Here is a 13551-nt window from a genome sequence, read left to right as displayed (position 1 = left end):
CACTAGGCTGGAGCCCATGCGTATCGCCCGTTTCACCACCGGTTCAGAGCCCCAGTACGCGATCGTCGACGGGGAGGCGGGCAACGAGGAGCTCGTGGTCCTCACCGGTGATCCCATGTACACGCCGGGCACCGTCACCGGTGAGCGGATCAAGCTGTCCGACGACGTCCGTCTGCTCGCGCCCGTGATCCCGCGCTCGAAGGTCGTGTGCCTCGGCCGCAACTACGCGGACCACGCCAAGGAGCTCGGCAACGAGGTCGACGAGATGCCGCTGCTGTTCCTCAAGCCCAACACCGCGGTCATCGGTCCCGACGATCCCATCGTGCTGCCGCACTACGCCGAGGACGTCCAGCTCGAGGCAGAGCTGGCGATCGTGATCTCGCGCGTGTGCAAGGACGTGAGCCCAGAGAACGCCGAGCAGTACATCTACGGCTACACGTGCGCCAACGACGTCACGGCGCGCGACGTCCAGCGCGCGGAGAACCAGTGGTTCCGCGGCAAGGCGTTCGACACCTCGTTGCCGCTCGGCCCGTGGATCGAGACGGAGCTCGCGCACGACGACGTCCATGTCTACGGCCGCATCAACGGCGCGGAGGTCCAGCAGGGCCACAGCGCGGACATGATCACGGATGTCGCGACCGTCGTGTCGCTCGTCTCCGAGGTCACCACGCTGCTGCCGGGAGACGTCATCCTCACCGGCACCCCCGCAGGCGTCACGACGCTGAACCACGGCGACGTGGCCGAGGTCGAGATCGAGGACCTCGGCGTGCTGCGCAACCCCGTCATCCGCCGCGGCTGAGCCCGGCAGCCCACCCCTGCATCGTCCCGTCGTCAAGGAAGTACACATGAGCAAGGTTCGCGTCCGCTTCTCCCCGTCGCCCACCGGCCTGCCCCACGTGGGCATGGTCCGCACGGCGCTGTTCAACTGGGCCTACGCCCGGCACACCGGCGGCGACATGGTGTTCCGCATCGAGGACACCGACGCCGAGCGCGACTCGCAGGAGAGCTACGAGATGCTGCTCGACGCGATGAGCTGGATGGGCATCGACTACGACGAGGGCCCGGACAAGCCCGGCCCGTACGGCCCGTACCGCCAGTCCGAGCGCCACGACCTCCACGCCGACGTGGTCGCGAAGCTGGTCGAGGGCGGCTACGCGTACGAGTCCTTCTCGACCCCCGAGGAGGTCGAGGCGCGCCACCTCGCGGCCGGACGCAGCCCCAAGCTCGGTTACGACGGCTTCGACCGCGACCTCACCGAGGAGCAGAAGGCCGCGTACCGCGCCGAGGGCCGCGAGCCCGTGCTGCGGATGCGGATGCCCGACGAGGACATCGTGGTCGAGGACCTGATCCGCGGCACCGTCACCTTCCCGGCCGGGACGGTCCCCGACTACGCGATCGTGCGCGCGAACGGCATCCCGCTTTACACGCTCGTCAACCCGGTCGACGACGCGCTCATGAAGATCACCCACGTGCTGCGCGGCGAGGACCTGCTGTCCTCGACGCCGCGCCAGGTGGTGCTGTGGCGCGCGATGGTCGAGCTCGGCATCGCGGACGCGGTGCCGGCGTACGCGCACATGCCCATGGTGCTCGGCGAGGGCACCAAGAAGCTCTCCAAGCGCGACCCCGAGTCGAACCTCTTCCATCACCGCGAGCGTGGCTTCCTCCCCGAGGGGCTGCTCAACTACCTCGCGCTGCTGGGCTGGTCGATCGCCCCCGACCGCGACGTGTTCACCGTCGAGGAGATGATCGCGGCGTTCGACATCGCCGACGTCAACCCCAACCCCGCGCGGTTCGACCTCAAGAAGGCCGAGGCGATCAACGGCGACCACATGCGCATGCTGCCCGCCGGCGAGTTCGCGGTGCGGGTGCTGCCGTACCTGCACGCGGCCGGCTACGTCTCGTCGCCCGAGGTCGCGGGCCTGTCGCCGCACGAGGAGCAGACGCTCGCCGAGGCGATCCCGCTGGTGCAGACGCGCATGAACCTGCTCGGCGAGGCGCCGGGCATGCTCGGCTTCCTGTTCGTCGACGACTCGGCCGTGGTGGTCGAGGGCGCCGCCCGCGCGAAGCTGCCGGAGAACGCCGCGTCCATCCTGGACGCCTCGATCGAGGTGCTCGAGGCGCTCGAGGACTTCTCGCCGGAGGCGCAGCAGGACGCGCTGAAGGCGAAGCTGGTCGAGGAGATGGGCATCAAGCCGCGCTTCGCGTTCGGCCCGCTGCGCGTCGCCGTCACCGGCCGCCTGGTGTCGCCGCCGCTGTTCGAGTCGATGGAGATCCTGGGCAAGGAGCACTCGCTCACGCGCCTGCGCGCGCTGCGCGCGACGGTGTGAGGCGGGCCGCATGATCCGCGGCGTCCTGTTCGACGTCGACGACACGCTCGTCGACACGCGCGGGGCGTTCCGTCATGCGCTCGCCGCTGTCGCGGACGAGTACCTGGGCGACGTCGACCATGCCGACCTGCTGCGCGTGTGGCGGGAGGACGCCGGCGGCTGGTACCGCGCCCACACGCGCGGCGAGGTGAGCTACCGCGAGCAGCGGCACAGGCGCGCCAACGCGCTGCACGCCGAGTTCGGCGGGCCGCTGCTCGACGACGAGGGCTACGACGCGTGGAACGCGGGATTCGAGCGCGCCTTCCGTGCAGGCTGGGTGGCGCACCGCGACGCGACCGGCGCGCTCGATGCGCTGGACGATGCAGGGGTTCCGTTCGGCGCGCTGTCCAACGCCGCCCACGCGTACCAGACCGAGAAGCTCGCCGCTGCGGGCCTGTCGCGCGTGCCGATGCTCGTGGGCGTCGACACGCTCGGCTTCGGCAAACCCGATCCTCGCGTGTACGCGCTGGCCTGCGAGCGGCTCGGGCTGGCGCCGTCCGAGGTGGCGTACGTGGGCGACGAGTTCGACGTGGACGCCCAGGCCGCGGTGGCCGCGGGCCTCGCGGTCGGCGTGTGGATCGAGCGGCCGGGCGCGCACTCGCGGGATGTCGACGGGCTGTGCGGGGACGGTGCGCCCCGTGACGGCCTGGTGCGGATCGCGACGCTCGCGGAGCTTGTCGGGGTCCTCGGGCGGTAGGCGACGCCGGCGCGGGGCCCTCGCGCCCTGTGGCGGCCGCCCGGCGTACCGTGTGCCCATGGTGAGGTATCTCGGCGTGGTGGTCGCAGCATCGTGCCTGCTCGCGGCCTGCACCTCGGCCGAGGCGGGCTATCTCGCCCGCCAGCGTGACGTCGGCGAGATCCCGGGGGAGCGGATCGCGCTCGAAGGAGCGATCGAGGAGAAGGGCAACGGTTGCCTCATGCTCGCGCTCGACGACGGCACGTCGCCGTGGATCGTATGGCCGCCCGGTGCCGAGCCGGGTCTCACCGACGCGCGTGGGAGCGCGGGCGTGATCGACGGCGTGGCGTACGGCGACGGCGACCACGTCGAGGCGACGGGTGCGCTGGTCTCGCTGAGCGATCTGCCCGACGGCGACGACCCGAACGGGTACTTCGGCGGCCAGGGCGGATTCTGCGATGCGGACGTCGCCGGCGTCGCGGTGCTCGACTCGATCGCGCATGTCGGCGGGTAGGGCGTTCTGCGGAGCCGCCGCGGCCGTGGCGCTGCTGGCGGCGCTCGCCGCCTGCGCGCCGACCGGACCCGACACGAACCCCACCGGCTACCTCGCGCGCCAGGACGAGCCCGGCACCATCCCGGGCGCGCGGCTCGTGGTGCGCGGGACCGTGGTGGCGCTCGACAACGGCTGCCTCATGCTCGATCGTGACGGGGGAGGGGTCCCGTGGATTGTGTGGCCTCCGGGCACGATGCCGGGCGATGGCGCGACCGCCGACGTCGCCGGTACGGTCTACGCGGACGGCGACGAGGTCACCGGCACCGGCACGTCGGCGGTGCTCGCGGATCTGCCAGGGGGGAACAGCGACGCGACCTACTTCGGGGCGCAGGGCCACCACTGCGGCGCGGACTCCGCCGGAGTCATGGTGCTCGACTCGATCGCGCATGCGGGGTGAGCCGATTTTGGAATCCGCGCCGTTGTCGGGTAGAGTTGTTCACCGTTCCGCTGGAACGCAGTGGGCTATGGTGTAACTGGCAGCACGACGGTTTCTGGTTCCGTTAGTTGAGGTTCGAATCCTTGTAGCCCAGCTTCTGCAGACAAGAGGCCCCGCCTGATGGCGGGGCCTCTTGCGTTGTCCGGAGCGATCACGCGACGGCGAGCGTCACCGCCCGGCCGTCCCAGCCGGCCGTGATGGCGTCCCCCTCGCGGACGCGCCCGTCGACGATCTCCTTGGCGAGCTCGTTGAGCAGGCGCGACTGGATGAGGCGCTTGAGCGGTCGAGCGCCGAACGCGGGGTCGAAGCCGTCCTGCGCGAGAGACGTGCGCAGCGCATCGTCCACCGAAAGGCGGATGTCCTTCGCCGTGGCGAGCCGCGCGATGGTCCTCTCGAGCTCGGTGCGGACGATCCCCTCCATGGCGCTGGGGTCGATCCGGTCGAAGATCACCACGTCGTCGAGCCTGTTGAGGAACTCGGGGCGGAACGCTCGTCGCAGCACCCCGTGGAGCGACGCCTCGAGCGCACCCCGGTCCGAGCCGTCCCAGGCGAGCACGATGTCCGAGCCCAGGTTCGACGTCATCACGATGATGGTGTTGGTGAAGTTGACGGTGCGGCCGCGGCCGTCGGTGAGGCGGCCGTCGTCGAGCACCTGGAGCAGGACGTTCCAGACGTCCGGGTGGGCCTTCTCGACCTCGTCGAACAGCACGATGCTGTAGGGACGCCGACGCACGGCCTCGGTGAGCTGGCCGCCCTGGTCGTAGCCGACGTAGCCGGGCGGCGAGCCGATGAGGCGCGACACCGCGTGGCTCTCCATGTACTCGGACATGTCGATGCGGATCATCGCGCGCTCGTCGTCGAAGAGCTGCTCGGCGAGGGCGCGCGCAAGCTCGGTCTTGCCCACGCCCGTGGGACCCAGGAACAGGAACGAGCCGATGGGCCGGTTGGCGTCCGCGATGCCCGCGCGGGCGCGGCGGATCGCGTCCGCGACGCTCGCGATCGCACGATGCTGGCCCACCACGCGCTCATGGAGGCGGTCCTCGAGGTGGGAGAGCTTGCCCGACTCGTCCGTGAGGAGCTTCTCGACGGGCACCCCGGTCCAGCGCGCGACCACCGCGGCGATGTCCTCGCCGGTGACCTCCTCGCGCAGCATGCGCTCGTCAGCGGGGATGGCGTCGAGCTCGGCGCGGGCCCTCGCGATGTCCGCCTCGGCGGCCGGCATCTCGCCGTAGCGGATGCGGCCCGCTCGCTCGAGCTCGCCGTAGCGCTCGGCCCGCTCGAGATCGCCGCGCAGGCCCTCGAGCCGCTCGGTGGCCTGCGAGACGCGCACGATGAGGTCCTTCTCCCGCGCCCAGCGCATGGTGAGGGCGTCGGACTCGGCGCGCAGCCGTGCGATGTCGCGGTCGATCTCCTCGCGCCGGGCCTTGGCGGCCTCGTGCTTGTCCTTGGCCACCTGGGTGCGCTCGATCTCGAGCTGCATGATGCGCCGCCGTGCGCGGTCGAGCTCGATGGGCATCGAGTCGAGCTGCATCTTGAGCGCGGACGTGGCCTCATCGATGAGGTCGACCGCCTTGTCGGGGAGGAACCGGTCGCTGATGTAGCGGTCCGACAGGCGTGCGGACTGCACGATCGCCTCGTCGGTGATCTTCACCCCGTGGTGGACCTCGTACTTCTCCTGGAGCCCGCGCAGGATCGCGACGGAGTCCTCGATGCTGGGCTCGCCCACGTACACCGGCTGGAAGCGGCGCTCGAGCGCGCTGTCGGTCTCGACGTGCTCGCGATACTCGTTCAGCGTCGTCGCGCCGATCATGCGGAGCTTGCCCCGCGCCAGCATGGGCTTGAGGATGTTGCCCGCGTCCACCGAGCCCTCGGCGCGGCCCGCGCCGACGATCGTGTGGAGCTCGTCCACGAACAGGATGATCCTCCCCTCGGACTCCTCGACCTCCTTGAGGACGGACTTGAGGCGCTCCTCGAACTGGCCGCGGAAGGCCGCGCCGGCGACGATCGAGCTCATGGCGATCTCGATCACCCGGCGGTCCTTGAGCGAGGAGGGGACGTCCCCGGCGACGATGCGCTGGGCCAGGCCCTCGACGATGGCGGTCTTGCCGACGCCGGGTTCGCCGATGAGCACGGCGTTGTTCTTGGTGCGGCGCGTGAGCACCTGCATGACGCGACGGATCTCCTCGTCGCGTCCGATGACGGGGTCGAGCGCGCCCTGCTCGGCGAGGGCGGTGAAGTCCTGCCCGAACTGCTCGAGCGCGCTCTGCTGCTCCTGCTGGACGGGAGCCGCGGGCTGTGCGGTCATGTGAACCTCCTGATGGAATGCCGGTATCTCGTTACTTGAGTCAACTACGCTCAACTTTACATAACTCCGCGAACGTTGGCAATGATGACCGTTCGAGGCCGCTGCGGCGCGGCGGTACTGTGGCGGGTGACTTGTGCTCGAGCAGGAAGCGGGGTTTCCGTGGGGTCAGCAATGCGCCGGGTGCGGCGCCTGCGCGAGGCGAGGGCGCGGTGGCGTGAGGCGATCGACGCAGCCGGGCCTCCGGGGAAGAAGGGTCGCCGTCCGGTCCCCAGGCCGCCGACTGCGGGGCGGGTGCGCGCGCTCGCTGGGCGCAGCTACCGCATGGCCACACCTGCGCATGTGCGTGATCTGTCGTCGGCCGTCTTCGAGGACGGGCGTGCCATCCCGTTCGCGACGCCGCTGATCTCGCGTATGCCTGAGGTGGGCTTGGGCGTGTTCCGCGACGGCCGGATCCTGACCGACCTGGGCTTCCCGACGACCCGCGGCGGCGACCTGCTCATCGATGCGGTCAATGTTCACGAGCGATCCGCGGGGCGCGACTATGAGCGCGAGATGCGGCTGTCGGCGCCAGCGCGGCTCCCGGGTGTGACGGTCAACCTCAGCTCGATCTTCACGCGCAAGAACTTCGGCCATGCGGTCCTCGACGGTCTCTCCCGCCTCGGTGTGCTGCTCGAGGCCGGATTCGAGCTCGATCGTGTCGATCGGATCGCGGTGCCGCAGTTCCGCACGGCGGGGATCGATCTGATGCTCGCGCGTCTCGGCTTCGAAGGCGAGCGCGTGATCACGTTGGAGCGCGGCGCCAACCTGGTGTGCGACCGATTGGTCCAGACGACGTTCCCCGGGCGTCCGCGCAACTACAGCAGCGCGCCGGCCACGATGATGCGTGCCGCCGCACGGCCGGACCTCTCGGGCGCGCGGCGCCGGCTCATGATCCTGCGGGAGGGGGAGAGGCGCACCGTCGAGAACCGCGACGAGGTGGCTGGGCTGTGCGACGAGTTCGACCTCGAGCTCTACGATCCCCGCGCATCGCGGTTCGCGCTCGACGACTTCGCTGCGGCGGAGCTCATCGTCGCCGCTCACGGTGCTGCGCTCGCCGACGCGCCCGCGAGCCCTCCTGGTACCGCGGTGGTCGAGCTCATGCCCGACGGACATCGTCATCCGTACTTCGCGACGCTCGCGATCGCTTCGGGGCAGCGGTACCGCGCCCTCGACTGCGCATCGATCGGCGATGAGGCGCACGCGAACTTCAGGGTCGACGTCGCGGCGCTGCGTCGAGTGCTCGATCGGTTGTGACGCCCGCGCGCGAGGGTGCGCCGCCTCTGCGCGCCGTGCCAAGTCACGGCCCTCGAGGCCGTCGACTCGGGACTGCCGCGTGAGTGCTCGCTGGGATGCTCGCTGGCTGTGACTTGTGGTCGGAGGGAGAGGGCGGCCGGTGCGGACGGCGGGCGGCTGGCGGCTGGCGCGACCGTCGCGCGCGGCGGGTCGCGCCCGCATGGGTGTACCGCTCGCGCTTAGGGATAGAATCGCCCCTGGTGCGAAGCCGACTTGGGCGGCACGGGGGCGCGGATTTGGAATCTGCGCGGACCATGCTGTAAAGTTTTATCTCGCGCCAGCCGCCCGGTAAGGGTGACTGAAGCAGCTAGGGGCCCCGTTGTGTAGCGGCCTAGCACGCCGCCCTCTCAAGGCGGTAGCGCGGGTTCGAATCCCGTCGGGGCTACCATCCGAACCCCCTCGCCCTCGCCGGCGAGGGGGTTCTCTGCTTCCCCGGCGACCTCGTGCATCGTCCTGCCACGTTGGAAATGTCGGGTCTGCCCAATCGCAGGGTGCCCGTGTTAGCGTCGGGAACCATGCCGTGCCCTCGCGTGGAAGAGGCCGCGGGAGCCCGCGCATGACGCTCGGCCCCGCGTTCGACACCGTGCTCGCGGCCGCCCGCTCAGGAGAGGACTGGGCCTGGACGGCGATCTACGCCGACCTGTCGGGACCCATCCGCGGCTACCTCGCCGGCAGGGGTTCTCCCGAGCCCGAGGACGAGGCGTCCGAGACGTTCCTCCACATCGCCCGCAACCTGGGCGGATTCCAGGGCGGCGAGCGGGAGTTCCGCGCCTGGGCGTTCTCGATCGCGCATCGACGGATGGTCGACGCGCATCGGCGCGCGCGCGTGCGCCCCGTCGCCGCGGCCGGCTCCGCCGACGAGGTCTCCGCCGCCGAGCTCGCGCCCAGCGCCGAGCAGCAGGCGCTGCTGCGCGACGGCCTCGACGGTGCGCGCGAGATCCTCGCGGGCCTCAGCGACGACCAGCGGCAGATCATGCTCCTGCGCGTGGTCGGAGGGCTGTCCGTCCGCGAGGCGGCGCACGTGCTCGGCAAGTCGGAGTCCGCGGTCAAGGTGGCGCAGCATCGTGCGATCGGCGCGCTCAGGAGGGCGCTCGACCGGCAGGTGTGACGCCGGGATGTAACCGTTCCGGCGACGCGTGCGATTGCAGTGCCGTGAGGGGATCCACCGGCGAGGACCGGGACATCGACAGGCTGCTGCGGGGCGACGCACCCGCCGCGCTGGCCGATGCCGTCCCAGCGATCGAGGCGCTTCGGCGTCTCGCGCCCGGTGCCGCACAGGCCGATGCTGCACGCATCGGGATCGCCCTCGCGACCGTCGCCGCGGACTCGCGCATCCCCCTCAGTCGCGAGTCCGCGGCGACCGGCGGCCGCTGGCGGTCGCGCACGGCGTCGGCGGGAGCGCTCGCGCTGCTGATCGGCGGCGTCGCGGCGGGCGCGGCGGCGGCCGACCCGGCGGCACCAGGCGACCCGCTCTACGAGATCGACCTCGCCTTCGAGCGCCTCGGCATCTGCCGGGGCGGACCGGCGGAGCGCCTCGCGGAGTCGTTGCGGCTCGACGGCAGGGGAGACCTCGGGAGTGCGGTCGAGCACGCCGCGGGCGTGGCCGAGGTCGACGCAGACGCGAGCGAGGAGCTCCTCGCCGCGGCACGGCGGCTGCGCGCGGATGCGTCCGAGACGTCCGAGGAGGTGCGCGCGAGCGTGAAGGACCTGCTCGACTGGATGGCGGAGGCGGACTTCTCCGCGCCGGACTTCTCCGTCGAGGACTTCGACTCGGGCGTGATCGAACGGGCCAGGCGGATCCCCGCACCGAAGGTCGATGCGCCCGCGGCGGACGACGACGTCGCCCCCGCGCCCGTGGCGGAGGAGCCTCGCACCTGGTCCCGGGCCGAGGACCGAGCGGAGCCCCCCGACCCCGTCGCGCCTCCGCAGGCGGACGGCGTCGCTCCCGAGGACGCGGCCGAGGCGCCGGCGGCCTGGAAGCCCGACGGCGAGGCGTGGCGCCAGGGTGCGGACGGCTGGGACGGCGGGTGGTCCGGCGGCGATGCACAGGACTGGGACGGTCGCTGGGAGGGCTCCCGGACATCACGAACATCAGGAGGTGTCGGCGCATCCCCCATGCCCGACCACCAGAGCGGCTCCGATCAGGCGTTTTCCCCAAATCAGCCGTAGGAGTGCACCGCTCCGGCGCCCCGGGACCCGGCAGGTCCCGGGGCGCCGTCGTGTGCCGGGCCGATCCGGTCCGGGCGTTCCGTCCGGATTGCGGGACTCGGGCCGGGCCGTGTTAGCGTCTGCGGCCATGCCTCGACCTCGTTCCGCCCTCCACCGCACGCGTGCGGCCCGCGCATGAGCCTCGGTCCGGCGTTCGACTCCGTGCTCGCGGCCGCGCGTCACGGCGAACAGTGGGCATGGGCCGCGCTCTACCGCGAGATTGCGGGCCCGGTGCGGGGCTACCTCGCCGCTCGACGGTCCCCGTCGCCGGAGGACGAGGCTGCGGACACGTTCCTTCACGTCGCCCGGTCTCTCGCCAGCTTCGTCGGCGACGAGTCCGACCTGCGCGCCTGGGTGTTCTCGATCGCGCACCGGCGCATGATCGACGCGTTCCGGCGCGCCGGTCGGCGACCCGAGGCCGCGGTGGACGACGATGCGCTGGCGACCGCGCTGCGCGACGTGGTGCCGAGCGCCGAGCAGCAGGCGCTGCTCGTCGAGCAGAGCCAGGCGGTCTCGCAGATCCTTGCGCCCCTGTCGGAGCGGCAGCGCGACGTGCTCCTCATGCGCGTCGTGGCGGGCCTGTCCGCTCGCGAGGTCGCGGCGGCGCTGGACATCAGCGAGGCGTCCGTCCGCGTGACCCAGCACCGCGCGCTCGCGGTCCTGCGGCGCGAGCTCGGCGCCGCCGTCGCATCGCTGGTGTAACACTTCGGCCGTGCCCGGCGATGAACCGGATATGACGCACGACAACCTCGACGAGCGCGACGCCGCACGCCTGCTCGACGGCCATCGCCCCGCGGGCCTCGACCGCGTGGCCGACGAGCTGGAGGCCCTGCGCGCCCTCAACGTCGCGCCGACGGACGACGATGCGGCGCGTGCCGGAGCGGCGCTCGCGAGCATCGCCGCCGCCCAGGCCGTCGAGGCGCCCCCGGCGCCGGCATCGTCCCGCCGGACCACGGGTCGGGTGCGCGCCGCGTTGGCAGGCGCGGCCGCGCTTCTGGTCGCTGGCCTCGTGGGTGGCGCCGCCGCCGCGGACGGCGCGGCCCCGGGAGACGCGCTCTACGGGCTCGACCGGGCGCTCGAGCGCGTCGGGCTCGGCGGCGGCGGTACCGAGGAGCGGCTCGCCGAGGCGCGTCGCGTGACCGACGAGGGTGCCGACGAGGACGCGCTCGCGCTCGTCGACGAGATCGTCGCCGAGGTCCTGTCCGAGGACGAGCTCGCCGCGCTCGACGCCCCCGCAGACGAGGCTGACGACGTCGACGCTGATGACGCCGGCACGGCGACCGAGGGCGATGCCGCCGCCGGAGCCGAGACCGGGCACGGCGTGTCCGACCAGGTCCACGAGTGCCTGCGCGACATCCTCGACTGGATGTCGACCACGGACGCGGAGGGCCGCGAGTTCGGCCAGGGCGTGGCGGAGCGCTACCGCGACCTCCACCTCGCGTGGCGCGAGGACCGCGAGGACCGCGAGTACCGCGAGCACGGCGAGCGCCGTGACCGTGTCGAGGCGGTGGCCTCGCCGGAGGTGGCAGCCCCGGCCGACGGCGACGATGCGGAGGGCGTCGACGGTGAGGCCGCCGATCCCGCCGAGCGCGACGCCGTCACGTCGCAGCCGAAGGCGACCGAGCGCCGCGAGGCCGCCGGCGAGCCCGAGCGCGCGGATGCCTTCGAGAAGAGCTCCGGCGCGACGCGCCAGGATCAGGGCAAGAGCGCGCAGAAGAAGGCGGGCGAGCGGAACGGCACCGTCGATCGGTCGTGGGCGGACCGGCGCGGCGAGCGCGGGGTCTCCGACGCCGCTCGCGGCGGTCGCGCGGAGGAGCGGGCCGCCGCGGCGCGCTGATCCGAGTCAGGTCGCGCGGACAGCGACGTCCTCGAGCGTCGCGAGTCGCGTGCGCCACAGCTCCCGCAGGTGCGCCGGCGGCACGCCGCACGCCGGGTCGTCGGCGTGCTGACGCGCACGCCGTCTGGCCATCGCTCGATACGCGGAGTCGCGCCACGGCCGCGGGACGATGCGCATCACGGCCGCGGCGCGCCACGGCCAGGGCAGGCCCCGGGCGATCGCGACGAGGGCGTCGGTGCGCATGAGGGCGCGGCGACCGTCCCAGACGACGATGGTCGAGCCGGCGAGATCGTGGTCCAGCCCCGCGACGTCCAGGACCGCGCGACCCACCTCGCCGGCCGATCCCGCGATCCGGAACGCGCCGTCCCGGTCATGGGGCAGCAGCCAGGCGACGAAGCCGTTGCACAGGCCGCACTCGCCGTCGAAGACCACGATCGTGTGCATCGTCCCAGGCTAGTCCCGGGCGGCGCCGTTGTGGCTCAGGCGGCGGCCGCGAGCGCGCGGAGCCGCGCACCCCACGCGCGCGCCGCGTCGAGCTCGCCGACTCCCAGCAGCGCGCCGGGCTGCGAGGAGCTCGTGTGCAGGTGCACGGTGAATCCGCGAGGCTCGTCGAGCAGCGTCAGCCCGTCGGCCGCGAGCGCGTGCGCGATCGCCGTGGCGGCCCCGTGTCCCAGGGGCCCGCGCACGCGGGTGTCGAACGCGGCGGCGAGGCGAGGGCCGCGCGGGAGGGTGTCGAGCCACGCGCGCATGGAGACGTGTCCGAGGTCCGCCTCGAGACGCAGCTCGCCCTGCGGCTTCGCGCGCGCGGAGGCGCGCGAGCGCTCCGACGGCGGGCCCAGGCCGTGGACGGGTGCGCCCGCGACCACCAGGTGTGCGGACCGGACGACGTCGGGGGTGGCGTCCGAGGTGGTCAGGGCGCGGGCTCCCTCGCCCAGCCCAGCGGCGATCGCGCGCGCGATCGCCGCGGTGTTGCCGTAGAGCGACTCGAAGACCACCACGTCCATGCCGTCAGGGTGGGCCGTGCAGCGCGCGCGCGACAGGGACCAAGGTCACCGCGGCCCGCCGCGGGGGAGCGGGAGGGGTGGCTCTACGCGATGACGGTGCGCTGGAGCACCTCGGTGAGCTGACGCGCCGCGTCCACCACGGCGCCCGCGTGGACGGCCCCGGGGGCGGTGGTGAGCCGCTCGACGGGACCCGAGATCGACACGGCGGCGATCACGGTGCCGGCGGCGCCCCAGACGGGGGCGGAGACCGAGGCGACGCCGGGCTCGCGCTCGCCGGCGCTCTCGGCGTAGCCGTTCTGGCGCACGCGCTCGAGTTCGGCGGCGGTGAACCTCGCCGTCGCGAGGCCGCGGTGCATGCGCTCGGTCTCGGACCATGCGAGCAGGATCTTCGCCGCGGAGCCGGCCGTCATGGTCATGGTGGTGCCGACCGGGATCGAGTCGCGCAGGCCGATGGGGCGGTCCGCCGCGGCGATGCAGATGCGCTCGTCGCCGTGCGGGCGGTAGAGCTGCGAGGACTCGCCGGTGCGGTCGCGCAGGACCGTGAGGACGGGCTGCGCGGCGGACACGAGGCGGTCCTCGTTCACCGAGGCGGCGAGCTGCGCGAAGCGTCGTCCCAGGACGAAGGCGCCCGACGCGTCGCGGCCTACCAGATGGTGGTGCTCGAGCGCGAGGGCGAGACGATGCACGGTCGGCCGCGCGAGGTGCGTCGAGGCGACCAGCTCGGCGAGGGTCGCAGGCCCCTGCTCGAGGGCGCCGAGGATCGCCGCCGCCTTGTCAATGACTCCGACTCCGCTATGATTGTCCACGGACCGATACTAGCGTCTCAAAACATGA

The 13551-nt window shown here is 72.5% G+C and carries 14 protein-coding genes and 2 tRNA genes; 12 read left to right on the top strand and 4 right to left on the bottom strand.

Features of this window, described 5'->3' with window-relative positions; genetic code table 11:
* The first annotated feature begins 16 nt into the window (after positions 1-16).
* From AOM09_RS11635 to AOM09_RS11610, 6 genes are all read left to right on the top strand, one after another.
* Entirely contained in the window at positions 17-799 is a 783-nt protein-coding gene (locus AOM09_RS11635; RefSeq protein ID WP_062388574.1) for a fumarylacetoacetate hydrolase family protein, read from the top strand.
* Between the two features lie 46 nt (positions 800-845).
* The gene (gltX, locus tag AOM09_RS11630; RefSeq protein ID WP_062388572.1) at positions 846-2327 is read left to right on the top strand and encodes a glutamate--tRNA ligase; all 1482 of its coding nucleotides are present in this window, start codon (positions 846-848) and stop codon (positions 2325-2327) included.
* Positions 2328-2337: 10 nt separating this feature from the next.
* The gene (locus AOM09_RS11625) at positions 2338-3063 is read left to right on the top strand and encodes an HAD family hydrolase (RefSeq protein ID WP_062388570.1); all 726 of its coding nucleotides are present in this window, start codon (positions 2338-2340) and stop codon (positions 3061-3063) included.
* A 58-nt stretch (positions 3064-3121) separates the two neighbouring features.
* Positions 3122-3556, top strand: coding sequence for a hypothetical protein (locus AOM09_RS11620; RefSeq protein WP_156162351.1), 435 nt, complete (start codon positions 3122-3124; stop codon positions 3554-3556).
* Positions 3543-3992, top strand: coding sequence for a hypothetical protein (locus AOM09_RS11615; RefSeq protein ID WP_062388565.1), 450 nt, complete (start codon positions 3543-3545; stop codon positions 3990-3992). The genes AOM09_RS11620 and AOM09_RS11615 overlap by 14 nt, the downstream gene beginning before the upstream one ends.
* Positions 3993-4053: 61 nt before the next feature.
* Positions 4054-4125: transfer RNA gene (locus AOM09_RS11610), tRNA-Gln, on the top strand.
* Between the two features lie 57 nt (positions 4126-4182).
* On the opposite strand, the gene AOM09_RS11605 is transcribed toward AOM09_RS11610, so the two are convergent.
* Positions 4183-6336: an ATP-dependent Clp protease ATP-binding subunit gene (locus AOM09_RS11605; protein WP_062388563.1), complete on the bottom strand. Its 2154-nt coding sequence runs from the start codon at positions 6334-6336 to the stop codon at positions 4183-4185.
* Between the two features lie 339 nt (positions 6337-6675).
* Here AOM09_RS11605 and AOM09_RS11600 point away from each other — a divergent pair, with 339 nt between their 5' ends.
* The 6 genes from AOM09_RS11600 to AOM09_RS11575 all read left to right on the top strand — a co-directional run bounded on the left by AOM09_RS11600 (position 6676) and on the right by AOM09_RS11575 (position 11713).
* Positions 6676-7629, top strand: a complete 954-nt coding sequence (locus tag AOM09_RS11600) for a glycosyltransferase family 61 protein (RefSeq protein ID WP_169747655.1) — start codon at positions 6676-6678, stop codon at positions 7627-7629.
* A 351-nt stretch (positions 7630-7980) separates the two neighbouring features.
* A tRNA-Glu gene (locus tag AOM09_RS11595) sits at positions 7981-8056 on the top strand.
* A gap of 168 nt (positions 8057-8224) precedes the next feature.
* Positions 8225-8776 carry an RNA polymerase sigma factor gene (locus AOM09_RS11590; RefSeq protein WP_062388558.1) on the top strand — a complete coding sequence of 184 codons (552 nt, stop codon included), beginning with the start codon at positions 8225-8227 and terminating at the stop codon, positions 8774-8776.
* Positions 8777-8820: 44 nt separating this feature from the next.
* Positions 8821-9837: a hypothetical protein gene (locus AOM09_RS11585; RefSeq protein WP_062388556.1), complete on the top strand. Its 1017-nt coding sequence runs from the start codon at positions 8821-8823 to the stop codon at positions 9835-9837.
* A gap of 174 nt (positions 9838-10011) precedes the next feature.
* Positions 10012-10578 carry an RNA polymerase sigma factor gene (locus tag AOM09_RS11580; protein WP_062388553.1) on the top strand — a complete coding sequence of 189 codons (567 nt, stop codon included), beginning with the start codon at positions 10012-10014 and terminating at the stop codon, positions 10576-10578.
* A 31-nt stretch (positions 10579-10609) separates the two neighbouring features.
* On the top strand, positions 10610-11713 hold the full coding sequence (locus AOM09_RS11575) for a hypothetical protein (RefSeq protein WP_062388551.1): 1104 nt from the start codon (positions 10610-10612) through the stop codon (positions 11711-11713).
* A 6-nt stretch (positions 11714-11719) separates the two neighbouring features.
* Here AOM09_RS11575 and AOM09_RS11570 read toward each other — a convergent pair whose 3' ends face one another.
* From AOM09_RS11570 to AOM09_RS11560, 3 genes are all read right to left on the bottom strand, one after another.
* Positions 11720-12157 (bottom strand): thiol-disulfide oxidoreductase DCC family protein, encoded by a 438-nt coding sequence (locus AOM09_RS11570; protein WP_062388549.1) that lies wholly within the window; start codon positions 12155-12157, stop codon positions 11720-11722.
* Positions 12158-12192: 35 nt separating this feature from the next.
* On the bottom strand, positions 12193-12717 hold the full coding sequence (locus AOM09_RS11565; protein WP_062388546.1) for a hypothetical protein: 525 nt from the start codon (positions 12715-12717) through the stop codon (positions 12193-12195).
* A gap of 83 nt (positions 12718-12800) precedes the next feature.
* Entirely contained in the window at positions 12801-13523 is a 723-nt protein-coding gene (locus tag AOM09_RS11560; RefSeq protein ID WP_062388543.1) for an IclR family transcriptional regulator, read from the bottom strand.
* Between the last annotated feature and the right edge of the window lie 28 nt (positions 13524-13551).

The organism is Demequina iriomotensis (assembly GCF_000971395.1).
GTDB lineage: Bacteria > Actinomycetota > Actinomycetes > Actinomycetales > Demequinaceae > Demequina > Demequina iriomotensis.
Note: the sequence above shows the minus strand (reverse complement) of the source record. Positions and strands in the feature narration are given on the sequence as shown.

What these genes read in the sequence shown, in the direction of transcription:
- AOM09_RS11635 (WP_062388574.1), top strand. Translation starts at nt 17, where the DNA reads ATGCGTATCGCCCGTTTCACCACCGGTTCAGAGCCCCAGTACGCGATC.
- AOM09_RS11570 (WP_062388549.1), bottom strand. Translation starts at nt 12,157, where the DNA reads ATGCACACGATCGTGGTCTTCGACGGCGAGTGCGGCCTGTGCAACGGC.
- AOM09_RS11620 (WP_156162351.1), top strand. Translation starts at nt 3,122, where the DNA reads ATGGTGAGGTATCTCGGCGTGGTGGTCGCAGCATCGTGCCTGCTCGCG.
- AOM09_RS11605 (WP_062388563.1), bottom strand. Translation starts at nt 6,336, where the DNA reads ATGACCGCACAGCCCGCGGCTCCCGTCCAGCAGGAGCAGCAGAGCGCG.
- AOM09_RS11580 (WP_062388553.1), top strand. Translation starts at nt 10,012, where the DNA reads ATGAGCCTCGGTCCGGCGTTCGACTCCGTGCTCGCGGCCGCGCGTCAC.
- AOM09_RS11590 (WP_062388558.1), top strand. Translation starts at nt 8,225, where the DNA reads ATGACGCTCGGCCCCGCGTTCGACACCGTGCTCGCGGCCGCCCGCTCA.
- AOM09_RS11575 (WP_062388551.1), top strand. Translation starts at nt 10,610, where the DNA reads ATGACGCACGACAACCTCGACGAGCGCGACGCCGCACGCCTGCTCGAC.
- AOM09_RS11625 (WP_062388570.1), top strand. Translation starts at nt 2,338, where the DNA reads ATGATCCGCGGCGTCCTGTTCGACGTCGACGACACGCTCGTCGACACG.
- AOM09_RS11615 (WP_062388565.1), top strand. Translation starts at nt 3,543, where the DNA reads ATGTCGGCGGGTAGGGCGTTCTGCGGAGCCGCCGCGGCCGTGGCGCTG.
- AOM09_RS11565 (WP_062388546.1), bottom strand. Translation starts at nt 12,717, where the DNA reads ATGGACGTGGTGGTCTTCGAGTCGCTCTACGGCAACACCGCGGCGATC.
- gltX (WP_062388572.1), top strand. Translation starts at nt 846, where the DNA reads ATGAGCAAGGTTCGCGTCCGCTTCTCCCCGTCGCCCACCGGCCTGCCC.